Raw genomic sequence first — 26,827 nt, forward strand, 5'->3', positions numbered from 1 at the left:
TAAGAAGCTGAATATCTTCATCTTCTTCATTTCCATCAACTCTTAATTTCTTTTTTACAAGGTTCAACATTAGGATTCACCATCCTTTTCTGCTTTAGAACCCTGTGTTTTCTTCTCTTTCGGGGCTGCCTTTGTTACATTCTCACTCTTTTCAAGAAAAGCTACATTATATTCTGGATGAATAGATTGCAAAAATGAAACGCGCTTTGCTACCATCTTAAAACCTTCTTTCGGATACGTTTCACCTTTTCTATAAAACTTGTTATCATGTTCCTTTTCTATAAAATCATTCAACACCTTGTAAGCCATTAAATCTCACCGCCTTTTCACAAAAAGTAGCCACCCTTTTATCAAGGAGTGGCTACTACCTTCGCGATACGGAACGCTGATTTCAACTTAATTTGATGGTCAAACCAAGCGGTAACAACAAACTGTTCGATACCTGTTTTCACATCTTTATCACGATCATAAAGCGCATCTAAATCGTAGTTGAAATGAGAGAAATTAAAGTCACCAACTACTGGACTTACCGCTGAGTCACAAAATACGACTGGCTTTCCAAGCACTTGTTCAGGTGGAGCAGTATAAAGAGTCGCACTTCCATTTGCAAGTTCTTTAATAATATTCTTATAATCTAGGAAACGCATAAAAATCTTCGCATTCTCACGATAATCCTCATGTAAATCAGCTAGTGCGTCTGTAATTGCATCGAACATGTTACCCCCTGTAATCTCTTTAACTCCTGATTTATAGAAAGACATATGCTCTTCCCCAGCCTTTGAAGTAATTGCAAATGCGACTTTTTTCTCCTTAGCCGCCACACCGGATTGTAACGCATTATCAATATGAGATACTAAATTAGCATTAGAGCCGTTCAGCACAGTCTCAGAAACACCCGCTAACACTTTGAATTTATGACGACCAAAGTTAACTACATCGCCAGTAGCTTCTAGCTCTTTTGCAGTCTCTTTATCAGCAATAAAATTGTCATCATCTAGAGTGAAATTCAACTTTGGAATCTCTAAATTTGTGATATTAGTAACCGCTGAATGACCTCGTAACGGATTTTTGACTAGTGGCTCTACTAAAATCTCATTAGAAACTGTCTTTGGTAAGAACTTATTTCCGCCTGTGGTATTATCATCACCTAACACTTGTAACACCTCTGCTGGAACGGCTTGTTTATTCATTGTTGCACGGATTAAGTCTGCTTTTGCCGCTATCATTCGTGCTTTTGGATCTTCGCTTTTAAGACCTGGATTTAACTGTTTTTGTTGTAGCTGAAATTGCGCTTTTTGTTCGGCCTCCATACTGTCATGCTGCTCTTTAATTACACTAAAACGCATTTGCAAATCTTGTTTAGACTTCTGTAAAACTTGAATATCCTCCATTGTAGCTGTTGTATCAATAGCCTTTTGAGCCAGCTCATTTTCTACTTTTTGCAGCTGCTGGCCAATTGTGGCTAAGTTTTGCTTTAACTCAAACAAAGTATTTTTCGAGAAAAATTGAAAGTTACCAATAGATAATTTAAATTGCTTTTTCATAAATGAATTCCCCCTAAAATTGTATTTATATATTCCGCATTAGCTTTCGCTTCTTCAGCAATCTTTTCACGCAATACCTTTTCATCCTCACTCATTGTTGGCTTAGAGGATTGAAACTGTAACAATTGTTTTGGTACATTTTGATATTGTTTTGCCCACTTGTCATCAAACGCGTAAGCAACGGCTTGATTAGCTTCCGCAATTTCATCACAAAGGCCTAATTCTAAACACTGTTCGGCCGTTAGCCAGGTATCTTCTTCAAGCATTTCGTACAAGGATTCTTCTGACATCTTGTCTCCCGCTCGATCTAAATAATACTGACACATCGCTTTGCTAATACGCTCTACGTCATCAGCTGCTTTTCGCAACTGTTTAGCATTCCCCCAGGCTCCTGTCATTGCATGATGAACCATCATTAATGAGTTAGACGGCATAATAATTCGCTTTGAAATCATTGGCAAAACCGATGCACAAGATGCAGCCACTCCATCAATATGTGAAATAATATCTGCCGGATGTCGTTGCAACATAGCAATCATAGCCATTGCTTCAAATACACTACCGCCTGGACTGTTAATGTACAGATTAATAGTTTCAATTCCATCACCCAAAGCTTCCAATTCATTCTTGAAAATGATAGAAGATACCTCACCATAGTCTTCCCACGCATATTTTGTAATCTCCCCGTAAATAAAAATGTCTGCCGATTTACCATCAACAGACGCCTTCATTTGAAAAAAGTTATTCTGTTTGTTTTTTCCCATTCTCGTTCACCCCCTTCCGCTGAGTTGGGTCCATATCAATTGGATATAGGTCACCACTTACCCAAAGTTTCGAAGCATTACCACCACGAGGTGGCTTGTCCTCCATTTCACGAATATCGTCTTGCGATAACCATCCACTTCTAATTGCTGCCTGATAATATGCGGTCCTTGCTGCTGTATCTCCTCTTAATAAACCACCAAGATTAAACTTAAAGTAATATCCTTCTTCTCTCTCAGCTTTATTTAGTAATTTTCGATTCATTTCATGTTCATATTGCCTGACTATTGGCGTTAAAGTCATTTGTACGAATTGAATCATTAACTGTTCGTTACTGCCATAACTCTGCCCTTCAGTATCATTTAAGAAAGACACAGGCACATTAAAAACGTTAGCAACTCGTGAACGGGTAATCCGCTCTGATGCTAACGTGTCTGACGCAAAGTATTTACGATCAATTTCCTCAATAGTCACACCTGGTTCTCTAAATAAGATTCCACCGTTTTCTTGATAAAAACGCTTAAAATCGTCTACAATTTGCTGTCTTTTCTCATTATCTACAGTGGCATTATAAGTAAGAATAAAACTATCCTTCTTCTGCATCTCTGACAAGCTGAATTCTTGTACTGCCTTGTCATATTCTAACGTATTTCGTAATACATCAAGAGGACTAATTCCTTTCCATCTTGGAACACCTGTGATGTGTTTGACATGAAACATATTCATGTTGTGCAAATAATAAGTATTATCTATTCCACGCACTTCATACCACAAATTGCTGTCATCCATGTTTAAAAAAGGTGTTACATGGACTGAATCAATAGGTATTAATGCCTCTACTTGCATACGAATGTCACGTATAATAGCTGCATATGCATTTCCCGTTTCATTTCTTGAAACTTCAAGTTTGTTTATCCAATCAAATCCTGTCATATTTTGATTAGGATTATTAATAACCACATCAGCTGCTTGATTCGTAACTACATCATATTTTTGATGGAGCTTTAAAGGTAAAGATGAAACCGTATTTGCCAATCGGCTAATTACACTAAAAATTGTTTCATTTGTAGCTAATTTCGAATTATCGATACCCCAAAATTTCTTGCCAAACCATGAAGAAAAGTCATATAAACTACCTTTCCATCCTGCTGTCGCACCTTTAGCCGCTGCCTTAAATCGATTAAACCATTTCAACTTCTTACCACCTTTCAATCTCATTTTTTATTTAAATAAATCGTTCACTGATACAAATGAAATATCTCCATTTCCTTGTGGTTGCGATAGCATTGGAATTACTTCTGTATGAGCATTCAAAAGGGCTGCAAAGCCATCGATTTTTCTATATTTGCTCTGTTTGGATGGTAAAAAGTTTCCGTTCCTATCTTCAATCAGCTTTACATTGTTCATATACCAACGTAGAAGTCGGTTCTTGTTGCTTATCACTTTTCCATCTAACAATAGTTCCTTCACATCTTTTAGTGCTGGACTTAAAGTTAAATGCCCCTGACGAACAGTTTCTGTTTCAAACCCGTATGTTTTTAAGTCTTCGTTTAAACGATAAGCATTTGCTGGATCATAAGTAATTTTTCTAATGAAATATTGCTTAGAATGCTCTACAAACCATTCATAAACATATTCATACTTTACATATTCACCAGGAAGTATTGTTAACCAACCTTTTTTCTCAAACTCTTTATAGTCAATGCTTTCATTGTCCTTATCTACCTTAGCCTGTGGAACCCAACTATGCGATAACACAAAAACATTCCCATCCTCCAAAGGAAACTCTAAACACGCACTGGTAAAATCCTCTGTAGAGGATAAGTCATATCCCCCTACACATTCTCGTCCAATTAACGAATCCATATCTAAAACTTCTTCGTTTCTTTTTAATACCTCAACTCCGATAAACGACATTTCATCGTTGTCTACGAAGATATTAAACTGCTTGGTAATCCAGTCATTTTTTTCTGCTTCTGTGTGCTTATCTGTATTCCAATCATCGATAAGAGACGGAAGATCTAATGAAACACCCATGTTTGGATTTGCTTTAATCCACAATTCAGGATTCTCAATTTCATCCACGCTATCCATTTCAGCCATGAAATAGAACTTTCTATCCTGATCAATAACACCTTCTAAAACATCCGTTGCAATTTCATAATATTGCACAAGTGGTCCTTCAAGTTGATAGCCTGCTGTTGTAATATACACAATCATCGGCTGCTTTCGCGCACCACGAGATTTTTTGATAACGTTGATTAACTTAAAGTTCGTAAATTCATGAATTTCATCAAAAATACCAAGATGTGTATTTAAACCATCCAACTTTTTGCTATCGGACGCACGTGGTTCAATCTTTGAATGCGTCTTATCATAAAAGATACCTTTTTGGTTTTCTCGTAAATGCTTTCGAAGGTGTGGTGATTTTTGAACCATTGCCCGACTCTCATCAAACAATTCCCCAGCTTGTTGTTTCGTGTTGGCCAAAACATATACACGAGCACCTGGTTCATTATCTTTTGATACAGCATAGTTAGACAATCCAGAAATCATTGTTGTTTTTCCGTTTTTCCGGCCAATAAAAATAAGGCCCTCACGAAAGCGCCTGTATCCTGTATCTTTATGAACCCATCCATACAAAGAGCCAATAACAAAATGTTGCCAAGGCTGAAGGATTAAACTTTTATAATCACCTTTTGATGGACGGCAATATTTTTCAATAAAACGAATAGGTCGATGAGCCTTTTCTTCATCGAAGACCCAAGGAAATTCTTCTGTCTCTTGCCTCTCCAAGTCATTTAAGTGTCGCTGGCAAGATAAAATATTTTTCTTACTCGCCTTTATATTTCCCTTAACAACTTGTTCAGCATACCAAGTTGTTCTTACTTTGGGAGATGGTTTTTCGAGAATATAAAAGTGTTTTACCTGCTTTTCACGCCATTTTTTATACCATTTTGCTATTTCTGAAGGCTTAGAAGTCGTCGAAATCGTCGTCATCTTCACCAGATCCATTTCCTTGGTTTAACTTCTTACGTTGGGATGGCGTGAGCCCCAAGGATTTTAATAAGTTGTTTAATGTTTGCACAGTTTTTGTGAGTTCGATAGAAAGGGGATTCTTCACCATATTGGTTGCACCCGCTTTATTCGTGTATTCATACATCAATTTAGAGGATTTTACTTCTTTCTGTAAACGTCTATAAAACTGATGCGTTTCAACATAAAGCTTAATTAACTCCTCATCCGATTCCTCATAATCTTCACCTAAATATTCTCGTAAAACTTTTGCTGATGGTACGGCCATTTTCGGTTTATCCCCCTTTCATGAAAAAATCACTCGTGGTACGTATGACGGGGGTCGCCGGTCTGGAGAGATTCAAAAAATAACTTTAAAGGTAGGGGGGCTATGTTAACTCCTTGTTTGCCCTTACCTTTACAACCGGAACCCTTCGTTTTTGCTTCTTACTTTTCTTTCCTCCACCCTTTTCAGGATGTTCTTTGTTATGACATGCGTTACACAAGCTAACTAAGTTATCCAAAGCAAGCGCAAGTTCTGGATGATCAGTACGCTCTTTTATGTGGTGGACCATATCAGCAGAAATAATGGAATCATTGTTCAAACACTCCTGACAAAGATAGTTGTCCCGTATCAAAGCTAACTTCCTACAGTCGCGCCAGGCTTTACTATCATAGAACTTCTTCGCTTCTTTATTACGTCTATACTTGTCATACTGTTTATGGTTAACCATGGTTCATCATCACTTCACTCCTCTCAAAATAAAAAGCACCCAAATGGATGCTTAATATTCCTTAGTCTCAAACCAAACTATTTGATCATATACTATATATTCTTTTATCGTATGATAAGGCTTACCATCTACCTTCTTTTCAAACACATAATAAGCTTTACCTTCCCCATTCATTCTCTTATCAAACCAATCAAGGAACTTTTCAAATTCAGCTTTTGTTATATCGTATTCCTTTATATGATTGTTAGATAAATGGAGTGTTAATGTAACATTACTATTCTCCTCTGATGTTAACGTAACTTCATTGGAAACTTTACTTTCTCCTTCATTCATAACAGTTGTTACTACATAAAAATATTTTGTTCCTTTTTTAATATCTTTGTCTACAAAAGAATTAGTTGTTACATCACTTGCAATCGTTTCATAAGGTCCGCCAGCATTTAATGCTCGCTTTACATTATACCCTTTCGCTCCTTCAATTGCCTTCCAAGTTAGAGCATGACCTTCCTCAGTTACAGCCCCTTCCAGAACAGGAGATTCAATTTCATTAGGGATTTCAGTTCCAATAGGGACCAAATAACCATCTGAATCTACATCAATAGCATCGATATTTAATCCTCTACTCCTTGGTTTTATTGTCTTTATTTCTACGACGTGATACCCTTTTTCCAATCCTTGTTTTTCATATACAAGCGTTTGATATTGTCTCCCAACAATATCATTTCTATAGTTTTCGGCTACCCCATCTATTTTTATCTCCACTGAAGACGCAAAGGATGTACCATGGAAATCAGAATCATTACTGTATGATAACACTCTCAACTTTGTACCATAAAAAACAAAACGTACAGATCCTGAATAATCCTTTTTAGTTTGTCCTGTTGTATAACCTGGGTGGCGCTCCCACCCTGTGCCCTTATACTCTATTTCACTGCTATCATCTTCATACCTTTTCCAATCTTCTTCTGGCTGTGATAATTGTTGGCCAAGGGTAGCCGCCTGAACTTCATTGGAATCAATGAAAATTAAAGACAAGCTAAACAAAAATGCACTTAATAAAGAGACTATAAAATATTTTCTCATTCACACTTCACCTCTTTAAATATATTTAAATAACAATATATTTAATTATACATTTTTCCCCCATAATATTCCACCGAATTATCGAAAAGCAATATATACTCACTGCATAATCATCTACTCCTTGGCTCACATATCAATAAAAAAGCACCCGAATGAATGCTTGTATTTAGCACAATTCTTTTTTATTTATATTACGGTACGTGAAGTTACATAAGTCTTATACATCTTATAAATCAAGAACATCCTCTTAACTTATTAAGAAGCATAATCAAAACAAGCTGTAACAACTTACACGTTACAGCTTGTAAATATATAATAAGCATTAATATGCGTGTTTTAAGAGTTAAAATCCACTTTATCCCCCGCTGTTAACCGGGTAACGTTTTGGTAACGAGGAACCGCTATCCCCACAAGCTATTCTTTTGTCAAAGAACAGTATAGGTATAGCGTAATATTAGATTCACTTTGAAAAATCCCCGAAAATATCCCCAAAATTGTCCCCCTTTTTATCGGTAAAATAGAAAAGCTCTGCTATAAAAGCAGAGCCAATGAACAGTATAAACAAATTTAATATACAACATCTACATAAACAGCACACAAGGCCATAATTGTATTTTTCACATGAATAAAACCTATTACTTTAATTAGATATTCCGAAAATAAATTTACATTTTTTCTCAATTACTATCTAAATATTAAAACAAAAAATATTTATTCAAACAACCAATATTCAGCACAATAACAATAGAGGAGATTTGCATTTTCAAACAATAAAAAGTATTAATATACTAAAAATCAAAAAAATGTAGAATTATGTATTTTTTCATTTCACAATCATTACAAAAGAAATTGTAAACTATCTCTTGTAAGAAGTTAACCTTACAAAAATACTAGGAGGTCTTGAAATGAAAAAATTCACAAAATTAGCGTTAGCAGGAGTAATTGGTTTAAGCGGACTAGGATTAGTTGGAACATCTGAGGCTAGTGCAGCAACATCTTTCAGTTCTGGCTCTACTGCATCCCAAAGTAATAAGTCATACAATATCGTTGTTAAAACCGGTACAGAAACAGATGCTGGTACCGATGCAAATGTAACTATTACTATTTACGGAAAAAATGGAAGTACCGGACCAATTGCCCTTGGAAATGGACAAGATAACTTCGAAAACGGCGACGAAGATATTTTTAATGTAATTGCAAAAGATGTTGGTGAAGTTACAAGTATTCGTTTATATCAAGATGGTTCAGGCCATAAACCTGGATGGTATGTTGAATCGGTTAAAATAAATGGTAAATCATTCGGTGTCAATAGTTGGTTAGGTGATAGTAGTTCAGGCTCCTACAATAGCTAATTAGATAAAAACAAAAGCACTCTATCAATATTGGAGTGCTTTTATTACTTTACTAAAAGATTGTTCTATATAATCCCCAAAGCAGTAGCAATTAACCGAATAGCACTACCTTTTTCCTCGTAAAAAGGATCCCGATTCATCATCAATTAATTCCCCTTTACAATTTAGGGCTTACCCCTTCTAAAATCTCTCATTTAAGGTCACTAACTACTTTTTTATTTCAAAGTACAGTACTTTATCGTAAATGATATGTTCTGTTCTATTAAATTCCTTATTACTAAAAGTATAAATTGCTTCTCCGTTGCCATTCAACCTGCTTTCAATCCAGTTTTTAAACTTATCAGCTTCACTGGCACTAACTTTGTATTCTTTTTCAAGACCATCTAACATTTGAATTCTCAATACAACCTGCCCGTCAGTTGTTTCTGGTTCAGTTGTCTCAGGCTCAGTTGTCTCTGGTTCAGTTGTCTCTGGTTCAGTCGTTTCTGGGATTTCTGTATACACATTGAACTCATAAATTTTCTCGTCAATATTGCCTACATTATGCAAAGCTATCGTATTTACATCATAATCCTTATATTTTTCATCCAGCTGTTGTAAAGAACCATCTTTTGTTGAAACCTCGACAGTCTCATAATGGCTACCTTTAATCAAATATAGTCGTAATTTACTTTCTGGACTTTCTGTTTTCAGCCTAAACGCTTTTATGCGTACAGGTTTTTCAAATTTATATACAAGATGATCCATACGAGAGCCGCCAGAATCATACTTACCTAGAGGATCATATGTTGTAAGGTCATTATCTGTTACTTTCTTAGCATCCAATCGTAAATCTGGTAGATAAGTACCTAATCGAAGGGTCTTATTATCCAATAATCCACCACTAAAATCAATTGTTTGTTCTTCTGTTGCCAAAGATGAGTTACTAAAAGTTAAAGTAAATACAGCTAAAACAGCCACTAATGAAAAGAATAGCTTTTTATTCATTTTTACACTCCTTTTTAAATTATTTAACCATAATATATAATTATAATAAACTAAACATTAAAGATAAACCTATATTTTCCTTTTCATTAAAATCAAAGTAAACATATGGTAGAGATATTTAATCCATATTAATCAACGCTCATCTTCTGCATTCCCTACAGTTCTAACTATAGGCTATACATTTCTTTATTGTAAAACTAAAAAAGCTCCGCCTTATGACAGAGCTAAAGAACGACATGAACAAACCTAATGTAGCACAAAAGACTATAATTGCATTTTCATGCTAACATAGTTTACTTTTAAACAAATAATAACCAAAATCATTTTACAATTTTTCTCAATTTCTATCTAAATATTAAAACAAATATTATTTATACTAAATTTGCATAATCACTAATTACTTTCATTTCAATAACAACCAATAAAAAATGTTACATACAAGTAAACATAATAATTATACAAAAAGCAGAAAAATTGTATAATACTGTAATTTTTTCTTTATGTACAGTTATTATTCATTAGAAGTAGACTCGGAATTGTAAGGGACAACCTTATTAAAAATACTAGGAGGTTTTATGATGTTAAAAATGAAAAAGCTTGCTGGAATTGCATTAGCAACTACATTAGGGCTTAGTGGCCTAGGAACTTTTTTAGCTACAGATACTCAAGCTGCTGTTCAGAATCAAGAGTCAAAGCAATCTATTGCTAAAACTGCTACAAGCTACCATGATATGTACCTCAAAGTAGGTAAATCTGAAAGAATGGAACCTCAAGGATCCGGATATAAATATGTATTGTTTAGTGACGATGAAATTTATGTAAACTCAAAAACAGGAAAAGTAACTGCCCATGGTCCAGGACTTGCTGAAGGTCGTGTACTCGATAAGAGTGGAAATGTAGTTGCTATATATTATATTGTAGCTGAATACTAAGAAATATTTAGATACCCGTATTAATATTATACGGGTATCTATCATTAAAATTTCATATAATCCCCAACGCAGTAGCAATCAATCGAATTGCACTCCCCTTCTTTTCATAAAACGGATCTCTATTCATCATCAACTCATTATAAACATATGAATCTTTCACTTTTCTATCACCCAGATACTTTAACTCAACTATTTTACGCTCATCCTCATCAAGCGCATAACTTAATGTTCTTTCAATCTGCCTAAATTTCATTTCATGCTTCTGATCTTCTTTCATTTTCGGAAAAAGAATATCGTATCCTGCTTGATTCTGTTCTTCTATGTTTTGCATTCGAACCCGTAGCGCTTTATAATTTTTCAATTCCTTAATTACACGCCTACGCATCTCCTTTTCATCGATGTCTTCGAAGAATGACATTTGCTCCATCGATACGCCCCTTCCTTTTTCTAATTACAAGTACTCTTCATCTTCTATTGAATCTAGTAATTCTATTAATATCCTCGTCTTATAACAATACTCCAGGTTATTCCCAATTAATGAGGCTATTGTAATCAGCACGAAAAATCCATAAGTTACAGAATCGACTAATTCTTCAAAATGATCGGTAGTTGTTCCTGTAAATATTGAACTTTTCACATACCACAAAAACAATCCCACTACCAAGGAGGCTATCACTTTAAGGAAAAATTCCATATAGGATTCGTTTTTATCCAAAACCTTTAGATGCGCTTGTAATAATTTTGCATCTTCTTTTCCTAACTTTAAAAGTTGATACCTTATCAATCTCAAGTTATCTAAAAATTCTTTTTTTGCTCCCCCCTGAAATATTTTATTCTCTAATTGATAATACCCTTTATGTTTTCCCGTGACCCAGCCATATAACGTTGCAGATTCCACTTTTTTATTATGCAAAACCTTCTGTCTTGCTATTGGACTATTCATAAAATCATAGTATGCTACCAACAGGTACATACTCATAAATATTGATCCTACACTTTCACCCAATTTTGGATTTACAATCCCTAATATCACCCAAATAGCCGTACCTAATATAAAAGCCAAAATATAAAAAATAACCTTTTTAATCACTATACATCTTCCCTTTCATCAGATTTAACCTGCTTACCTCTTACGATAATAACAAACATATCCTTAAATTCAAATTTACAACTTTCAATTCTCTATACGCCCTTAGAGAGTTTCAATTCATATCATGTCTTTTCCCCTTCCAAGTACGTCTTGTTCCCTTCCAAAGCCCTTGCTTTTGCCAATACTTCTTCAACTTACTGACATATGAAATACTACGATCAAACATAAAACTAATATCTTTATCCGGAATACCTTGTTCATTCATCTGTCGAACCTTTTCAGGCGTAAGGCCTTCTGGTATATCCTTCTTCCTACCACCACGTCCCTTAGAATCTGTATCAAAATATCTACCCAATTGACGTAATTCCTTATAGGTAGGACAGCTTGGACAAACGCTCACATTAAAGCAAGCGTCGTCCGTTCTGTTATATACACACCGTCTACACTTCTGCTCAATAATGTCACCAATCTCATAAGTAAGTTTGATTCGTTCTTCTTTCGTTAGCTTCATGTCATAAGACCGCCTTTAAAGCCATACCTAATGCTTGTGACCTACCTTGTAATTCAAGACGGTGTTCACGTTCCTGGCTAACGATTTCTTCGGACAAACGTAAATTTTCATGAGCTTTACGCAATTGATTTTCTAATTCCCATTTCTTCTCGTTCAGCAAATTGAATTCGTTTTTCAATGTTTCATAGTCTTCTTCTAATTGATGGTATTGATTCTGATAAAACTCGGTATATTCTCCTGCCTGCAAGCGCATCTTAGTTTCAGCCAGTAACTCTTTCTGCAGTTGCTCTTTCTCTTGTTTTAGCAAATTGTTTTCCTCTACTGTAAATTTCACTTGCTCTTTTAATTTTTTTAACTCCATCATCGTTTCACTTGAAAGAGTTGTAACTTCAGACGTGATTTCCGAGTGGCCTCTGAGCGTTTTCTCAGCTTTTTTCTGTCTAATTGAAGGTTTTATACTTGTATTCTCTTTCGCAACGCCCACACGCTTCTCTGATGGCTCGCGTCTTTTCGAAATGTGGTAATATAATGTGCTTTCGCCAATCCCTAAATGATCGGCAATCTTTGCCCAAGAAAGGTTCTGTTCCCGTAGCTTCTCAGCTTTCTCACACAATTGATTCCAGTTTCTCTCTTCAGCCATTTGATCCGTTCTCCCTTCGCTATCCAATGCTTTACCGAGTTCCCTTAATGATTTACCAATGGGACAATTTTCATAGCACCAATCAATTTTCTTCCGCCAATGCAACCCCTTAGGTAAAACTTCACAACCTTTGCAATTTTCATCTAACACTTTTGAAATTTGAAGTCTTATCTTTCGCTTCTCTTCTTTACCCAACCCGTCACCCCACAAGTGAAATGGTTGTTTGGTAGCACAGCAAATCTGCCATACTACCAAACTTTTTATATTAATCTTCTAATTCTTCATCAAAAGGCTTGTCCTCGTCAGTTACTTCACAATCATCCACAGGTGTTTCTTCAGTCTCAGAAACCGATTCTTCTGCTGGTGTATCTTCCTTCTCTTCTTGCGGCTGCTGTGACTGTTCTGGTTGCTTTTCCTTCCATTCGTTCCACTTCATCGCTAATGGAGCCAGGCGCTTACGATATTCATCAATCATTTCTACAATTTGACCAGAAGACATTTTCAATTCATTGGCTAATTTTAAATAGGATTCTCCCTCAAGACGACGCCTTACAATCTCCGGAAGTTTATTTGACATTCCATCAAAGGTAGGTGCTAAACCACTAAGAATGAATGCATCGATAATTTCACGATCAGCTTGTTCCTTTTCTTCACGAGTTGGGATATTTTCTTCCGGAATATCAAAGTCTGCCTCCAGCTGCTCAAATGCTGGCTTCACTTCTTGCACAACACCTTTATCGTCCACTTCATATTCTCTAATCGGCTTATTCGTTTTAGCATTTAACGTTACGTTATAGTTAACAGTTAATGATTCAAGAGACACATCCACTTTCATATCAATCATTTCAGATAAAGCATCCAACTTACCATTCAACGAAGTGTTTGTTACTTCTAAAACAATTTCTTTCTTACCATCTGGCTTAAGATTTACTTTCTTTAACGTTGGTTTGAATTCAATATATGACATGTGATCCGCTCCCTTTATTTAGCTTGTTTTTGTTTTTTCTCTTCGCGCTTCAATTTGTTATACTCATCCAAAGTAATGAAACCGCCGTATTTCTGCACATGCTTCAAAAGAATGAGTTGCAAGTGTTGATACTTGTATTCAAACAATTTTCTTTTTACACCGAAGGTTTCAGTTACCATACCCTTTATATCAATGACTTCTACTTCACCGTTAGGAAGGTAAACCATGAAGTCTGCCTTATATGTAATCTTTTGGAATGCCTTCTCACCTTTTTTAAACGCTGGTTGTAGGACAAAAGATGGTTGTATTTCAAAATTTATAATCTCACCTGCAGCTTGCCGAACTTTTAACCCTTTGTAATAATCTGCCTCAGCTTTGCTATCAAAAACATGACCATCCAACTCTACTTTTTTATTGTTGTACTTACTCATTTTCCAGCCTTCACTTCTGCTAGTAATCTAGTAATTTCATAAACACCGTTTTCTACTAAATTCATCATATTTCATCCCCTTTTGTTGAGATTTTGTAAAGATTTCCATAAAACCAACTATATCCACAACAGTAGATTTATAATGTAAAGGAGTCGATTAATTATCTGTCGGCAAAATACCCTATACTTGGCTAGGAGAAATCCTAGCTCTTTTTATGCTTGTTTTTACATAACTCCAAGAGTATAAGCACCTTTTCGATAATCTCTCACAACATTTCCATCTTCATCAAAATAAGCAATTTCCCACCAAGGATTACAATTGAACTTGTCCGGATTCCCATCAAATACTACGTACAAGTTTTTCTTCCAGCTCCCAACGATCGTGCCCATTCGACCAGTTACTTCAACACGCATCCCCATGTATGCAAAAGGAATTTTTCGCTGCTCACACATTTTCTGGAATAGCTTTTCTTTACTAAAAACCTGTGTAATATCTACATGCTCCAAGTACTTACACTGGATAAACTTCACGAACTCCTGATATGGCATTTCAAACTGACCTTCACTAAATTTTTGATAATACATTTGCTTCGCTCGTTCCTCTGAATCAGCTGTAAGAATACATTCACATTTCCAGCCTTCGAAGATAGTCGAAAGCTGGAATTTGTATAATGGAGTCATCCTCATTCCCCCTTCTTAATCAAGCCAACCTCGTTTTTCACCTTCCCGAAGAATTGAATCTATCAGTAACTTAGCTCCCTTTTGACTAACCACTACTTGTCCACCGAACAACTCTATATTTGCATCAGATGCTTTACCAGTTACTACACAAACCTTTTCATGCTTTGCAAGCACAACATTTTTACCATCTACATAAATTTCAAGCGGTGTTCCCTCAGGTAAACCTAATGTATTACGAAGCTCTTTTGGAATTACCACACGGCCAAGCTCATCAATTTTTCTTACGATTCCTGTATTCTTCATGTTCCTGCTCCCCTTTAATTTGCTACCAGTTTTTTAAACAGTTCTTCATCCCTCTGGTCCAGCGCACGATCAATAAGCTGTCTTCTCCCAATCAACTGCATTTCCTGAATGAAGCTTTCTAATTCTTGAAGTTCTTTATCTACCAAATCCGTTTCATCCGAGGTCTCATCTTCCAGGACCTCTAAAAATTGAGTTACCTTGTAGCGATCATTAAAATTCAATTCAATGTAAATATCCTCGTCGCGGTTGAGACGAATACTATTAAAAGCACGTTCCGGATTCTCACTAACAGCTTCATTGTTCTTATAAAACAGTAATGGTGTAGTTTTTACGCACTGTGCTGATATAAACAGTGCGCGTGGATACCCATTTTCAGCTTCTTCTACAAAACGGACTTTCTTCAGTAGTATCTCGTTACTCAAAAGGTAAGTAAGTATCCACATGCTTTCACGCCATTTCAGCAAGTAATTATCTAAAAACCACTGCAAGAACTTTTTCTTTTGTTCAACCGACACGTTGCTCATGCATTTGCACCGACCTTTCAAAGTGATCAAGCCAGTTATTCCAACGCTCCCAATATGTTGCTTCTTGCTGCTTTGCTACTTCACAATTGCAACCGCTTGTCTCGATTACACCTGGATACGTTTCTTTACGGATAACGCCAGTGTTATTGCACTGTAAACACATATCATTCACTCTCCTTTTTGAAGTTCCGTAAGCTGTAATTTTCTCCGTACATCTTTAACACTTGGGTATCTTCCATAATCCGGCTAAACTCACGCTCACCGTACATACTAGCCAACTCCATAACTCCAAAGTTTGTAGTAAACAAATTGGTTCTTCCTAACCTACGCTCAAGAATGTCTTTTGTCTTCGTCTTTTTCCAGGTCACTCCGTCCGCATCTTTCTCAGTACACTCAGCACCAAAGTCATCCAGAACAAGTACATCTACATTTGCAATAACGGACATCAACTTGTCCTCTGTTAATTCACTATTTTTATTCCAGGTAGAAGTGATTTTTGTGAAAAGGGCATTCATCTCGATAAACATCGCACTATATCCTCTTCCCATAAGCTCTTTCGTAGCCGCTACACACAAGTGACTTTTCCCAACACGATAGTTACCTGTAATGACGATGCTAGTTGGTTCATTAGGATTGAAATTTCCCACAAAACCCTCCATGAATTTTTTGGCATCAGCTAATTTTTTTGTTGGTGGTATATAGCTATCAAAGGTTGCTTTCTTTAACTTCGGATTAATTAAACTGTTATCAGCAAAAGCATCGTATAAATGAATGACTTCATTTTTCTTTTTAATCGCTAATGTTTCTTTAGCTAGTTGCTGATCTTCGTTTTCTACTGACTTGCATTGTGGACAAAACTCTTGTCCGGTTTCTTTATCGATTAACATGCTTTTATTGCATATATCTTTCAGGTTTTCTTTACCGACCAAAAATATATTTTTACAGCGTTTCGTAGACAGCTGATATCTCTCTATTGCCTTATTTGTAGCTTTACGAGAAATCGTATTTCGTGAGGAAGTCCCCATTCGCTTTAGCTCGCCCATTTGATACACCGTCCTTTACTTTTCCTTTTCTTTTTTTATTTTTTTTGAACTCTTCTTGTGCCGCTTTAACGTCATTCAATGTTTTTATATTTGCTGTAACCCATTGCTTTAAAATCCCTTCAGCATAATTCCATTTCTTTTGCTGTTTTAATGCGATTTCCATTGCTGCCATAACAAGTTCTTCGTTTGTATCTTCTACCCACTTGATGATGCTATCTGCCATGTATGGGTTTAAAAAACCAAAGTTATGTTCATAGAACGAAAGGGCATTACTACTACTTACTACAATATCTGTTGTATTCTCTGTAGTAGTCTCTGTATTTGTCTTTACTTCTAAGTAACTAGGGTCTTTACTTTCAAGTAAGGAGGGTGTTGACTTAGAAGTAGGGACCCTCTTTACTTCTGAGTCAACAGGGTCTTCTTGTTCGCTTTGATACATACTAGAAATTTTCTTGATTTCTGAAGCTATTGGTTCAACAAACATCACGTTATTGAGGGTCTTACCGTCTATCTTGATAGTCCGAAATTCAACCTTAATAAGTTTCATATCAGTCAAAAAATCACATGCTCTTTTAACTTGTAACTTGGTAAAGCCAAATGTCTCGGCCAATTGATCATAATTTTTTTGCAACTTATCGGATTTGAATTTTTTCTTATAAGTTATCTTGCTACTTGTTTCATCACGTATAACAGTGGGCCTGTACCAGTAGACAACTTCGCTTAAAACCATAATGGCCACAATGTGTGGTTTCCCATTGCTAAAAGTTAAATAGTTAAACCATTCATGATCGACTACATTCCCTTTCAAATTCAATTCTCCAATTTCAGATACAGCATTACTCATGCCGCTTACCCCCTTGTGCAAATCGCGATGTAAAACTCTCCGTCCTTAACAACTTTCTTTATCCGATAACATGGGTAACCGGTTTGTATATACCGTGCAATTGACTGCTTCAACTCTTCTTTCGTTTGTGCTCTCTCCCAAAGTTTCGAGGAGAGAAGCACATTGGACTTATTATTCATCAGTCAATATCCATATCGAAGTCCATTTCGGGCTGTTCAATAACCATCGGCTCTTGCTCTTTCTGACGTTTTATATGTTCCAAATCGATAAACTTAGAAAGCGCGGCAATTTGTTGAAGCGATAAATCAGTTGGCTTCTTATTGAACTTTTCTTGAATAATTGTTTTTAAGTCATCTTTTGTCATACCGTATTCTTTCAGCTTTTCATTAATTGAGAACCATTGATTTTCTCGCTCTGATACTTGTGTAACAGATTTTCCTTCTTCGACTTGGATTTGATTTGGCGTAATATCTACACGCGCACCTGACTCGTATGCATCCACTTGATCTACCGGATTCGAACCGACCGCTTCATCTTCATTAATTTCAATACCGTACTGTAATTTAGCAGCACGCTTCATTGCGTGTTTTTTGAACATATCGTTGTACCAGTTGTTCCACATATGCTTGTTATTACCAGTCTTCATGTGGTCCACTTCATTTGTTTCCATCAGTACTACGACATCTTTAAATCCTTCACGTTGCGCTACCGCATAGCACCCAACTACTTGCCCTCGAGGGAACTTCACTTTATGACTTTTAATAAGCCACTCTCCTTCGTCTGATCGTTCTGCTTCGAACTCATCGTTTTCATGAACTGTTTGAACATCGATGCCTTTATAACCGCTCTTTTGTCGCGCTAGGTGAAGCACACCTTCCACAGAAATTTGGATGCTCATTTTACCGCCATATACGATGCAAAAGATGTGATTTAAAAATGGATTTAGTTCTGAATTGACGCACGTTTGAACGAATAATGCGAACTGTTCATTTGTTGTTCCGGATGCGATTGTACCTTTTAATGTATCTAATTCTGATTGAGTAAAGTTCCCGATAACTGCTTGTGTATTTGGTGCTGTTGCCACTTGATTCTTAGACATTTACAATTTCCTCCTTGTTTTTAATTGTTTTTGCTTGAACCATAAATTCTGTATCTTGTACCTGGGCCACAATAAGTTGGCCAACTGGTTTTTCAAAATGTAAAATACTTTCCGCATTATCAACAAACGTTGGTACAATAAGCTCTGATTGCTTTCTCAATACTTCAATCACTTCTAATCCAGCTCTAATTTTTTCTGCTGTTGATAAGCGACTATATGGCTTACCGTCCATTAAAATTTCGAATGTTGCACGTTCCTCACCGTTCTTTAATATTTCATATAGCTGTACATCAATTGTTGTAAATAAACTCTTGATTTTCTCGACCATCAATTCACTACGCTTTGTCCTGAATGCTTTAATTGCATCGAGAATAGCAACTGATTCATTTTTTTCTTTTCGGATCTGCTCTTTTGTTACTGCAGCTTCATCGATTTCTTTCTGTAATATCTGTAGGCTATTTGCCTTCTGTAATGATGCATTCAAAGAGAAAATCTGACTGTCTAATTCGCTTGTTTGTGTTAAGTCCACTTCTACTGGTGAAAGCTTCTTAAATTCAGCTACCAACTCAGCGTATTCTGTAACCAAACTTTTCCCCGTTTGCTTAGCTCTTTCAAAACGATCGATGCGATTTTGTTTCACCTTTCCTAACGCCTCACCTTGCAACTCCTGGCCACATGTATGACATGCTTCTGGAATTTTTTCGCCTTTAATGTCCAGTACAACACTCTTTTGCTTTTCAATTGCTTGCTGCACACCATCAACTTTGTATTGTATTTGCGTATATGCTTGCTGTTGCTGCTTCGAATCGCGAACTTGTTCATCGATTTTAGAACGCTCTTTTCTTAAATCGACTAATTGCTGCTCAATTGCTACTACATCAATTTCACCTTGTTCAGTCTTTTGTTTATCAAATTGTTCCTGCAAAGTGATCACTCTTTCAGATGCACGCTCATGCGATTTTTCATGCACCTTTTTTCGCTCTGTATACACCTTTTGTAAATCTTCTAAGGAATGCTTCTTCAATTTTCCTTCGAGTAACTCCACCTGCAGTTTTGGTAATTCAGCGAATACTTCCTTCTTTAACGGCTCACCTACATATGATAAAAGTTGTTCACGCTGTGTTTGCCAATGCTGTGAACTGAAGAAACTAGGATTGAACAATGAAAGAAATGCTTGTTTATCAATTAACCCATCCACCCAAGCTTCGAACTCCTTCGCTTTCTTTGGTACTTCATTGATAAAATATTGTGCTGTTTTCTTTTGTTTGCGACCGATTAAAATATCTTTGTTATCTACCTGGATAAGAAAGTCAACTTTTGTTTCTGCATCAGCATCGTGGATTGGATTCACTTCAATTTTTGTTCCGAATGGATCCGTACCATATAACACCCATGTGATTGCTTCAGCAATCGTTGACTTACCACCACCATTGCGCCCAACGATTGAAGTGATATCACAAAATAAAATCTCTAAATTCGAATGATTCTTGAAATTCCTGATAGAAATCGATTTAAATTGAACGTGCATTTTATGTCCTCCTTGTGATAAAATACTGTTAAATATATTTGTTTAAGGGAACCCACGGCCAATGGGTTCTTTTTTATTGCTCCGAATACTTTTGCAACAATTCCAACGCTTCATTAATGCTCCCGTTTAAATCCTCAGAGCTTGCATCTTCTGGACACTCTTGTAAAATCCCAACAGCTTTACTTATTACTTGCTGTAGATGTTCAATATCAACTGCACTTGTAACAATACCTTCTTGTTCCTGTGGATCTGGCTTACCATAACCACTGTGCATAGACATTGGATTTTCAAGCATCTATATCACCTCCTCACAAAGCGTTATATTGTGTACTCGTTGAACCATTTCCACCTTCACACCACGACTTTTCAGTTCACGAATCACGTTTCGTATACGCTCATGTTCTTGATTGTACTGCTCTTTGGCTCTGTACATTTCAGCAAGTTCCCGCCTAGCCAGCCTTGCGTCTATTACCCACTTATGAAAAGCTACTTCATCTTTTTCAACCAACGCTTGACGTTGTTGTGCCATACAATGATTAACGAATGTGATACGTTCTTGTGCTTTTGCTCGATGCTTTGGTAACACTCGATGTATACTCATAACTCTATTTCCCCTTCCGTAATTGTTCATTTTCCGCTTTCAAACGATCATGCTCGTCTAATATACTTTCAATAAAGTTGCATAAAATCGTTGTTCCACCTAAAATTAACACTATCGCTGCATAGAAAATCATTATATTGAGTGGGTTTTCCGGGTCCATTTCATACCTCCTATACCACTTTGTTTTCAGCCTGTTTTTCCATCCATTCATAAAATTTGCTTGTGAGAATCATCCATCTCTTACCTTCTCTAAAGGCTGGGAATCCATCAGTTTTAACAATTTCATACATGCGATTCTTTCCAACACCTAAGATTTCCATCGCTTCCTCCAATGTAAGAAGTGGCTTCTGGTGAACCACTGGTGACTGTTGTTTATGTAAAAGTTCTATTAGTGGCTCAATCGCTTTAGTAACTGCTTGTTGAATTTGCTCTTCGATTGTCATTTCTACACCTTCCTTCTTAACTTCTCTTAACCAGCCTCAACTTAACTTAAGTTAAGTTGAGACTAAAAAATTTTGATTACATCTAATCTTACCCCAAAAAAATTTGCAATCTTAACGACTAAATCATAATATGGACGACGTTTTCCGTTTTCTATATACCAGTAATAGACCTCTGTTATACCAACGGCAAGAGCTACTTCCTTACATGTATACCCTTTTTCTTCACGTAGCTCCTTTAGAGTTTTCATAAGCAACTCCTCGCTTCCGTTTTTGTTGTTAAACTCATAATAACTTAACTTATAGTTAAGTTCAAGTTTTTTATTAAACTTTTTTAAAAAAGAATAAAAAACATTTTATATAAATTTCACCATTCCACTTAACTGTCAGTTAATATATAATGACATTAAAGTTATATAAAATAAAAATGACGTTACAAAAAATAATATAAAATACATTGGGGTGCTTATTGTGTTTGATAAAGCGAGATTAAAAGAGTTAATTGATAAAAGAGGGATTACTCAACAACAATTAGCTGATGCGATTGGTCTTAGTCATGTTTCTATTTATTATTATGTAGAGGGCAAAAAAACTCCCGGGACACGCACTCTACAAAAGATAGCTAATTATTTTAAAGTTACTACAGACTACTTATTAGGTTCTTCAGAAGTTCCTGAGTTAACAGCAGATCAAGATTTTGAATTAACAAGAGAAGCTCAGGAAATTTTAGATGCTATTAATGAACTAGATCCTGAAATGAGGAAAAAGGCCTGGGAGCAATTAGAAATGTTCTTGCAATACGAAAAAGCAAAAAAATCATAAAAGAGACTACCCAATAAATGGATAGTCTCTTTTTTATATAGCTCTTTCTTTTGAGCGATTTAATAATATATCAAGTAAATGCATTTTTTTCTCCTCTTCTTTTAAAATCAATAAAGCTTCTCTGATTTTATGTAATTGCTCTTTTTTCTCCATGCTCCCATTCCCCTATCTTTACTTTTTTTTCCATAAATTCCACTTTCATTATTCATCTTTAAAAAAGTGAATATCTCATAAAAGCACGAATGCGATTGCCTCATAAGAGACAATCGCATTCAAAACTTTTAGTTTGTTTAAATTTTAACCAGCTGAACCGCCACCAGGATCAACTTGAGAATAAGGGACAACCTTTCCAAAAGCTTCTTGTTTAGGTTGTTCATGTTTAATTGGATTAAGTAACACAGTAGCTACTATGGCTAACATTGGAATAACTTTGAAGATTTTTTTCATATGGCACCCCCAAAATATCTTACCTAAATTGTAACATATATTCTAAATTATCCCTAATATTTTCTTAGGCAATTGCGAATAATAAATATTTCCTTTTCTCTCAAGCATAACTAATGACTCTTGAATCAATCCTTTATCATTCTTAGCTAACCCAAGATAACAAGTTTCAAATGCTGTCAAATGATCTCTTTCTTTTATAATTTCATTTAATATTTTTATAGCTCTTCCGTTATTTCCTTTCTTAATTTCAAAATAAGCCTTTTCTGAATTATCAATAGGAGTTAACGTATTTAATTCTTTATCCCAATAAATTTTAAGAAAGTCCAGTGTTGCTATAATACGATTTCTTTTTGCTATCATCTTTTCATTAAAGCTATTTTCTAATACTTCTAGGGCCTGTAAAAAGTAACTATGTGATTTTTCATAGTTATCAAAGATATAAGATTCTCCAATAGCAGATAGTGTACTAGCTTGTGATATAGGAAACATCTTAATTCTATCTAAATATACTACTAATTCATCGCCATACTTTCTAACCTGTTCTATATTCCCCATAGTTAAATCCACAATATGGATTACATCATTAATCTTAGCCGTAAAGCTCTCTTTCATAAAACCAGTTTTGTCATTAATTTGTTTCTCTATCTTATCTCGGACTAGATACGCCTCTTCCTGAAGTAACACATAACTACCTTTATCATAGGAACCTAAACACTGAAGTATATCTAATAAGATCCTTAATTCTTCTGTTTTTACTCTTTCCTTTAACTTTTTTACTTCCTGGAGTAATTTATTTTTAACTAAACCTTCCATACCTCTTTTATAAAATAATTCGTATACGTCAGCTCTATCATGATTTTCTTTATTCTTAGAGTCCCTCGCTTTTTTAATCAATAATTTTAATAAAGCAAATTCTCCTCTTGCATGAGCATATTCTAAAGCTATCCGAATATTAATGTTTCCTTTTATTGTTTTGCAATATTCAGATATCGCTAATCTACTAAATGTATTATCTTTAGTGAAATGATTTATTAATATCTGTGAAAAAGAATAAAAAGCAAATGTTCTTTTCCCATTAAGACACTCAGAAAGCCGACTTTCTCGCATTTTCAATTCAATTGCCAATTTCTTATTTGTAATTCCGGATGCTAATAAATTGTTTTTCATTCTTCTTAATATTACTTCCATTCACTTTGTCCCCCTTTTTGGAACAAAGACACATTTCCCTACTTTTGAAATAAGAAAACGCACCATTGTGATGAACTAATTCCCTTTGCTGTGATATACTATGTACTAGACTCATGGTAAATGTTTTCCCTAAGGCCTTTTAGGGTTACGGCATCATCGGTGTTCGCAGCACCTTTGAAGCGCACTATGGGTCTTTTTTATGTTCCTTTTAAAATTATCTTATCATAAGATTCAAAACCTTATTTCCATATATATACTTATCATGTTGAGAAAGTTTTTTCAGACTAAATCGATTCATTAAGAATCTTATATTATTTATTTGACTCTAAATGAATCAAATATAGTTACGCAAGAAAATTCTGCCTATAATTTTTCTTATGAAAACATTATCTATTTTTTCTCAACGCGCCACAATGTTAAGAGAAGAGCAAGGACTCCGTCAACAAGATCTTGCTGATAAACTATCAGTAAGTCGTAGTAGCATTAACAGTTATGAAAATGCTCATCGTGAACCCGACTTTGATGTCCTTATCCAGTATGCAAGATTCTTCAATGTTTCTACCGATTTTTTACTCGGCTTAACTGATGAGAAGCTTCCTTATATAGCTTCCGATAAAGTCATTACTGCATGTGGATTACTTATGGATATCATGTCAGATGTTGATGAGGAACATCATGACGAAATTTTACGAAATGTCATGCGCTATGCTCGTTTTCTCAAAAAAGATGTAAAAGATCACCGCTAATGTGTGGTCTTTTTCTCTTGGGATTATTTTACCACAAAACACGAACGTTAGTTCTTGTTATTTTCAAAAAAATGTTGAGAAAATAACAACTTTCTCCCTCCATTAAGAAAACAACTTATTAAATATAAATTTCCTAAAATACTATTAATGAAATTATATCTAAATATGTTATTATATTGATTGTTATACATAATATAGAAAACAGGAGGTTCTTTATGAAAAAGAAATTTATGTTCATGCTGCTCTTGTTCGTCATGATAGTTGGAAGTATTCCACTTTCAGTGGCAACAGCGCAAAGTACTAACACACAAGGTGAACAATTCGAAAAAGGGAAGTATGATTTAACTGCCGAGGCCCCTTTTGGTCAAAACTGGGATAAAAATTCTCCATATGTTGGGACTGATGTTACTAAAGTAAAATGGGAACACAAAGTTTACTATAAAGACGAAAATGGACACGGTATTAAGCGATTTTATGCTCAGCCTGCTGTTGGAAAAGATGGGACTGTTTATGTAGGAAATCAAAATAGGAAATTATATGCATTTAATAAAGACGGCTCTATTAAATGGACCAAAGATGATATAGCATATATGTATGCATCTCCAGTTATAGCAGAAGATGGAACAATTTACATTGCAGGTATCAAATTAACAGCTTTACATCCAGATGGCTCTATTAAATGGCAAGTTGAAAATACAAATGCTCAGTCAACTCCTGTTATAGATAATGAAGGAGTCATCTATATACATAATCGCAACGCTCATCGAATTGAAGCTTATAATCCTGATGGTTCTATTAAGTGGGTATCAAAGAAATTATTTCGTGGAAATATCAACTCTGGCTCTATGTTGATTTCAAAAAATGAAACTATTTATTCTTTATCTGCCGAAGGAGAAACCGGGTATCTTTATGCCCATGATAAAGCAGGAAATTTATTATGGGAAAAGAAATTTAAATCAACGGGCGGGTTTAGCTTCACTCTAGGGTTAAACAATGAAATATTAGTTAACCTTTATAATAATTTATATGTACTCGACCAAAATGGGAATATTATACAAGAGATTAAAGCAGAAACCCCCTTCCATGCTGCACCTACAGTCTCTAGTACTGATGGGACTATTTACATCGCTAGTGATGGTTATCTGTATGCATATAAACCTGATTATACATTAAAATGGAAATACTACGCAGGTTTTGGTAGCAGGATGATGGACTCACCTGTTATTGATAAAAACGGGGTAATTTATGTTAAAACTTCATTTAAAATGTTTGCAGTAAATCCAGATGGAACATTAAAATGGAGTATGCCTAATTCCCCATCACAATTTAGTGCTGGGGGCATAACAATTGGACAAGATGGAACCTTATATACAGCTGGAGATAACCACCTTCCAAATTATAAAACTTATTATTCTATAATGGCAATAGGAGATCCTTATGAAGATAAGTTCTGCACAAGAGAAAGTACATACATGGAAGTATTAAAAACTCTTGAATCCAAAAGTAAGAAAGCTAAATTAACAGAAGAAGAAAAGAAAGAAGCACGTGAGATTTTAATGCAATTATCTGGTCAACTGGATAGCCCAGAGCAATAAATCTATTCATCTAATCGAATATCATGTGCCCTATTAGTTTTCATAAAAGGTATGAAGGACTACATTAATCACAGTGTAGTCCTTTCTTTGTTTCATCAGAAAATAAGACCATATATCTCTTTTTGTCTTAGAAAAACATTTGTGCAGTTATTTATTAAAGTAATTATTTTCATTCGACATTGTACGACAATATCTCCCCTCTTAATCTGATATCCTACATTTACAAATATTACATAATCAATCTCGGAGGAAATACAATGAACAAAAAAATATTGGCAACTCTAGCTTGTGGTACTTTACTTACTATCGCCGGATGCGGTAGTGAAGAAAAGACAGTAAAAGACGAGCCTAAGCAAGCAGAGCTAACTAAAAAAGAAGAAGATACAACTCAAGAATCATCTAAAGAAGAGAATGCTGCTACGTCAGAACAATCAACAGAAGAAGCAGCCCCTACTCAAGAACCAACTGACGAGGAAACTACAACAACACCAACAGAGTCAACAAATGAAGAGACATCACAATTAAATCAAAATGAATATACAGATATATATAAGCAGATTGAACAAAAATATCATGAACTGAACACAGAATTTGAATCCCAACGTCAAAATTATGATTCAACTACGTTTGGGCAATTCTCTTTTAAATTCACCTCTGAAGTGCGTGAGCTAAAAGACAAGATACCCTCAGGGAACATGCAAGATGCATCATTTAATTTATCTGTTGCTGCAGGATCACTCTATAGCCTCCATATGGGATACGAGGATATTTTATCTGGGGAAAATCTAACCGAAGCTAATAAGCTAGTTACAGCTATGAAAAAGGATATTGAGGATAACTTAAAAATAGCAAATGAACGTTTAACACAATAAAAAAGAGCCAAATGGCTCTTTTCATACTGTTGAAAAACAATCTAGTC

General features: G+C 35.4%; 36 protein-coding genes. 6 read left to right on the forward strand and 30 right to left on the reverse strand.

Annotated features, from left to right (window positions below):
• Positions 1 to 69: 69 nt before the first annotated feature.
• The 8 genes from BAMA_RS21400 to BAMA_RS21435 form a co-directional block, all read right to left on the reverse strand.
• Positions 70 to 309 carry a hypothetical protein gene (locus BAMA_RS21400; RefSeq protein WP_034643457.1) on the reverse strand — a complete coding sequence of 80 codons (240 nt, stop codon included), beginning with the start codon at positions 307 to 309 and terminating at the stop codon, positions 70 to 72.
• A gap of 41 nt (positions 310 to 350) precedes the next feature.
• Positions 351 to 1,544 carry a phage major capsid protein gene (locus BAMA_RS21405; protein ID WP_034643461.1) on the reverse strand — a complete coding sequence of 398 codons (1,194 nt, stop codon included), beginning with the start codon at positions 1,542 to 1,544 and terminating at the stop codon, positions 351 to 353.
• On the reverse strand, positions 1,541 to 2,308 hold the full coding sequence (locus BAMA_RS21410; RefSeq protein WP_034643465.1) for a head maturation protease, ClpP-related: 768 nt from the start codon (positions 2,306 to 2,308) through the stop codon (positions 1,541 to 1,543). Before BAMA_RS21410 ends, BAMA_RS21405 begins: the two co-directional genes overlap by 4 nt.
• Positions 2,286 to 3,500 (reverse strand): phage portal protein, encoded by a 1,215-nt coding sequence (locus BAMA_RS21415; RefSeq protein ID WP_034643468.1) that lies wholly within the window; start codon positions 3,498 to 3,500, stop codon positions 2,286 to 2,288. Before BAMA_RS21415 ends, BAMA_RS21410 begins: the two co-directional genes overlap by 23 nt.
• A gap of 27 nt (positions 3,501 to 3,527) precedes the next feature.
• Positions 3,528 to 5,306: a terminase large subunit gene (locus BAMA_RS21420; RefSeq protein ID WP_034643552.1), complete on the reverse strand. Its 1,779-nt coding sequence runs from the start codon at positions 5,304 to 5,306 to the stop codon at positions 3,528 to 3,530.
• Entirely contained in the window at positions 5,281 to 5,610 is a 330-nt protein-coding gene (locus BAMA_RS21425) for a phage terminase small subunit P27 family (RefSeq protein ID WP_034643471.1), read from the reverse strand. Before BAMA_RS21425 ends, BAMA_RS21420 begins: the two co-directional genes overlap by 26 nt.
• 100 nt (positions 5,611 to 5,710) lie before the next feature.
• Positions 5,711 to 6,055 carry an HNH endonuclease gene (locus tag BAMA_RS21430; protein WP_034643476.1) on the reverse strand — a complete coding sequence of 115 codons (345 nt, stop codon included), beginning with the start codon at positions 6,053 to 6,055 and terminating at the stop codon, positions 5,711 to 5,713.
• Positions 6,056 to 6,106: 51 nt separating this feature from the next.
• Positions 6,107 to 7,138 carry a hypothetical protein gene (locus tag BAMA_RS21435; RefSeq protein ID WP_034643479.1) on the reverse strand — a complete coding sequence of 344 codons (1,032 nt, stop codon included), beginning with the start codon at positions 7,136 to 7,138 and terminating at the stop codon, positions 6,107 to 6,109.
• 905 nt (positions 7,139 to 8,043) lie between these two features.
• Between BAMA_RS21435 and BAMA_RS21440 the strand changes: the two genes are divergently transcribed.
• Positions 8,044 to 8,490 (forward strand): PLAT/LH2 domain-containing protein, encoded by a 447-nt coding sequence (locus BAMA_RS21440; protein WP_034643483.1) that lies wholly within the window; start codon positions 8,044 to 8,046, stop codon positions 8,488 to 8,490.
• A gap of 207 nt (positions 8,491 to 8,697) precedes the next feature.
• Here the strand turns inward: BAMA_RS21440 and BAMA_RS21445 are convergent, their stop codons facing one another.
• Positions 8,698 to 9,477, reverse strand: a complete 780-nt coding sequence (locus BAMA_RS21445; protein WP_034643485.1) for a hypothetical protein — start codon at positions 9,475 to 9,477, stop codon at positions 8,698 to 8,700.
• 578 nt (positions 9,478 to 10,055) lie between these two features.
• Between BAMA_RS21445 and BAMA_RS21450 the strand changes: the two genes are divergently transcribed.
• Positions 10,056 to 10,409, forward strand: a complete 354-nt coding sequence (locus tag BAMA_RS21450; protein WP_235184498.1) for a BLB8/JUQZ-1 family protein — start codon at positions 10,056 to 10,058, stop codon at positions 10,407 to 10,409.
• Positions 10,410 to 10,461: 52 nt separating this feature from the next.
• Here BAMA_RS21450 and BAMA_RS21455 read toward each other — a convergent pair whose 3' ends face one another.
• From BAMA_RS21455 to BAMA_RS21540, 19 genes are all read right to left on the reverse strand, one after another.
• A complete protein-coding gene (locus tag BAMA_RS21455) occupies positions 10,462 to 10,836 on the reverse strand; it encodes an ArpU family phage packaging/lysis transcriptional regulator (protein WP_034643488.1) in 375 nt (124 codons plus the stop codon).
• A gap of 24 nt (positions 10,837 to 10,860) precedes the next feature.
• On the reverse strand, positions 10,861 to 11,499 hold the full coding sequence (locus BAMA_RS21460; protein WP_034643492.1) for a hypothetical protein: 639 nt from the start codon (positions 11,497 to 11,499) through the stop codon (positions 10,861 to 10,863).
• Between the two features lie 112 nt (positions 11,500 to 11,611).
• Positions 11,612 to 12,010: a hypothetical protein gene (locus BAMA_RS21465; RefSeq protein WP_034643496.1), complete on the reverse strand. Its 399-nt coding sequence runs from the start codon at positions 12,008 to 12,010 to the stop codon at positions 11,612 to 11,614.
• Position 12,011: 1 nt separating this feature from the next.
• Positions 12,012 to 12,845, reverse strand: coding sequence for a zinc-finger domain-containing protein (locus BAMA_RS21470; RefSeq protein WP_051759046.1), 834 nt, complete (start codon positions 12,843 to 12,845; stop codon positions 12,012 to 12,014).
• Between the two features lie 70 nt (positions 12,846 to 12,915).
• Positions 12,916 to 13,617, reverse strand: coding sequence for a hypothetical protein (locus tag BAMA_RS21475; protein WP_034643499.1), 702 nt, complete (start codon positions 13,615 to 13,617; stop codon positions 12,916 to 12,918).
• Between the two features lie 14 nt (positions 13,618 to 13,631).
• The gene (locus BAMA_RS21480) at positions 13,632 to 14,048 is read right to left on the reverse strand and encodes a DUF1064 domain-containing protein (protein WP_034643502.1); all 417 of its coding nucleotides are present in this window, start codon (positions 14,046 to 14,048) and stop codon (positions 13,632 to 13,634) included.
• 224 nt (positions 14,049 to 14,272) lie between these two features.
• Positions 14,273 to 14,728, reverse strand: a complete 456-nt coding sequence (locus BAMA_RS21485) for a hypothetical protein (protein WP_034643505.1) — start codon at positions 14,726 to 14,728, stop codon at positions 14,273 to 14,275.
• A 15-nt stretch (positions 14,729 to 14,743) separates the two neighbouring features.
• The gene (locus BAMA_RS21490) at positions 14,744 to 15,031 is read right to left on the reverse strand and encodes an AbrB/MazE/SpoVT family DNA-binding domain-containing protein (RefSeq protein WP_034643508.1); all 288 of its coding nucleotides are present in this window, start codon (positions 15,029 to 15,031) and stop codon (positions 14,744 to 14,746) included.
• 14 nt (positions 15,032 to 15,045) lie between these two features.
• Entirely contained in the window at positions 15,046 to 15,555 is a 510-nt protein-coding gene (locus BAMA_RS21495) for a YpiB family protein (RefSeq protein WP_034643512.1), read from the reverse strand.
• Positions 15,536 to 15,718, reverse strand: coding sequence for a hypothetical protein (locus BAMA_RS21500; RefSeq protein ID WP_034643515.1), 183 nt, complete (start codon positions 15,716 to 15,718; stop codon positions 15,536 to 15,538). Before BAMA_RS21500 ends, BAMA_RS21495 begins: the two co-directional genes overlap by 20 nt.
• Before the next feature lies 1 nt (position 15,719).
• Positions 15,720 to 16,598, reverse strand: coding sequence for an ATP-binding protein (locus BAMA_RS21505; RefSeq protein WP_034643516.1), 879 nt, complete (start codon positions 16,596 to 16,598; stop codon positions 15,720 to 15,722).
• Entirely contained in the window at positions 16,546 to 17,442 is an 897-nt protein-coding gene (locus BAMA_RS21510; RefSeq protein ID WP_034643519.1) for a DnaD domain-containing protein, read from the reverse strand. Before BAMA_RS21510 ends, BAMA_RS21505 begins: the two co-directional genes overlap by 53 nt.
• 178 nt (positions 17,443 to 17,620) lie before the next feature.
• On the reverse strand, positions 17,621 to 18,541 hold the full coding sequence (locus BAMA_RS21515; protein WP_034643522.1) for a RecT family recombinase: 921 nt from the start codon (positions 18,539 to 18,541) through the stop codon (positions 17,621 to 17,623).
• Entirely contained in the window at positions 18,534 to 20,069 is a 1,536-nt protein-coding gene (locus tag BAMA_RS21520) for an AAA family ATPase (RefSeq protein ID WP_034643525.1), read from the reverse strand. Before BAMA_RS21520 ends, BAMA_RS21515 begins: the two co-directional genes overlap by 8 nt.
• A gap of 73 nt (positions 20,070 to 20,142) precedes the next feature.
• Entirely contained in the window at positions 20,143 to 20,364 is a 222-nt protein-coding gene (locus BAMA_RS21525) for a hypothetical protein (RefSeq protein WP_034643528.1), read from the reverse strand.
• Complete coding sequence (locus tag BAMA_RS21530) at positions 20,365 to 20,670, reverse strand: hypothetical protein (protein ID WP_034643532.1); 306 nt, start codon at positions 20,668 to 20,670, stop codon at positions 20,365 to 20,367.
• A gap of 4 nt (positions 20,671 to 20,674) precedes the next feature.
• Positions 20,675 to 20,830 carry a hypothetical protein gene (locus BAMA_RS24655; RefSeq protein WP_157406055.1) on the reverse strand — a complete coding sequence of 52 codons (156 nt, stop codon included), beginning with the start codon at positions 20,828 to 20,830 and terminating at the stop codon, positions 20,675 to 20,677.
• Positions 20,831 to 20,840: 10 nt separating this feature from the next.
• A complete protein-coding gene (locus tag BAMA_RS21535; protein WP_034643534.1) occupies positions 20,841 to 21,113 on the reverse strand; it encodes a helix-turn-helix domain-containing protein in 273 nt (90 codons plus the stop codon).
• A gap of 62 nt (positions 21,114 to 21,175) precedes the next feature.
• On the reverse strand, positions 21,176 to 21,361 hold the full coding sequence (locus BAMA_RS21540; RefSeq protein ID WP_034643536.1) for a helix-turn-helix domain-containing protein: 186 nt from the start codon (positions 21,359 to 21,361) through the stop codon (positions 21,176 to 21,178).
• Positions 21,362 to 21,581: 220 nt separating this feature from the next.
• Here BAMA_RS21540 and BAMA_RS21545 point away from each other — a divergent pair, with 220 nt between their 5' ends.
• Positions 21,582 to 21,932: a helix-turn-helix domain-containing protein gene (locus tag BAMA_RS21545; protein ID WP_034643539.1), complete on the forward strand. Its 351-nt coding sequence runs from the start codon at positions 21,582 to 21,584 to the stop codon at positions 21,930 to 21,932.
• A 297-nt stretch (positions 21,933 to 22,229) separates the two neighbouring features.
• On the opposite strand, the gene BAMA_RS25030 is transcribed toward BAMA_RS21545, so the two are convergent.
• Together BAMA_RS25030 and BAMA_RS21550 are read right to left on the reverse strand one after the other, a co-directional pair.
• A complete protein-coding gene (locus BAMA_RS25030; RefSeq protein ID WP_200874714.1) occupies positions 22,230 to 22,379 on the reverse strand; it encodes a hypothetical protein in 150 nt (49 codons plus the stop codon).
• Positions 22,380 to 22,421: 42 nt separating this feature from the next.
• Complete coding sequence (locus BAMA_RS21550) at positions 22,422 to 23,567, reverse strand: AimR family lysis-lysogeny pheromone receptor (RefSeq protein ID WP_034643543.1); 1,146 nt, start codon at positions 23,565 to 23,567, stop codon at positions 22,422 to 22,424.
• A gap of 377 nt (positions 23,568 to 23,944) precedes the next feature.
• Here BAMA_RS21550 and BAMA_RS23640 point away from each other — a divergent pair, with 377 nt between their 5' ends.
• The 3 genes from BAMA_RS23640 (at position 23,945) to BAMA_RS21565 (ending at position 26,780) form a co-directional block, all read left to right on the forward strand.
• On the forward strand, positions 23,945 to 24,313 hold the full coding sequence (locus BAMA_RS23640) for a helix-turn-helix domain-containing protein (RefSeq protein ID WP_051759047.1): 369 nt from the start codon (positions 23,945 to 23,947) through the stop codon (positions 24,311 to 24,313).
• Between the two features lie 215 nt (positions 24,314 to 24,528).
• Positions 24,529 to 25,908 carry an outer membrane protein assembly factor BamB family protein gene (locus BAMA_RS21560; protein WP_034643546.1) on the forward strand — a complete coding sequence of 460 codons (1,380 nt, stop codon included), beginning with the start codon at positions 24,529 to 24,531 and terminating at the stop codon, positions 25,906 to 25,908.
• A 257-nt stretch (positions 25,909 to 26,165) separates the two neighbouring features.
• Positions 26,166 to 26,780 (forward strand): hypothetical protein, encoded by a 615-nt coding sequence (locus BAMA_RS21565; protein ID WP_034643548.1) that lies wholly within the window; start codon positions 26,166 to 26,168, stop codon positions 26,778 to 26,780.
• Positions 26,781 to 26,827 lie beyond the last annotated feature (47 nt).

Source organism: Bacillus manliponensis (genome assembly GCF_000712595.1).
Taxonomy (GTDB): Bacteria; Bacillota; Bacilli; order Bacillales; family Bacillaceae_G; genus Bacillus_A; species Bacillus_A manliponensis.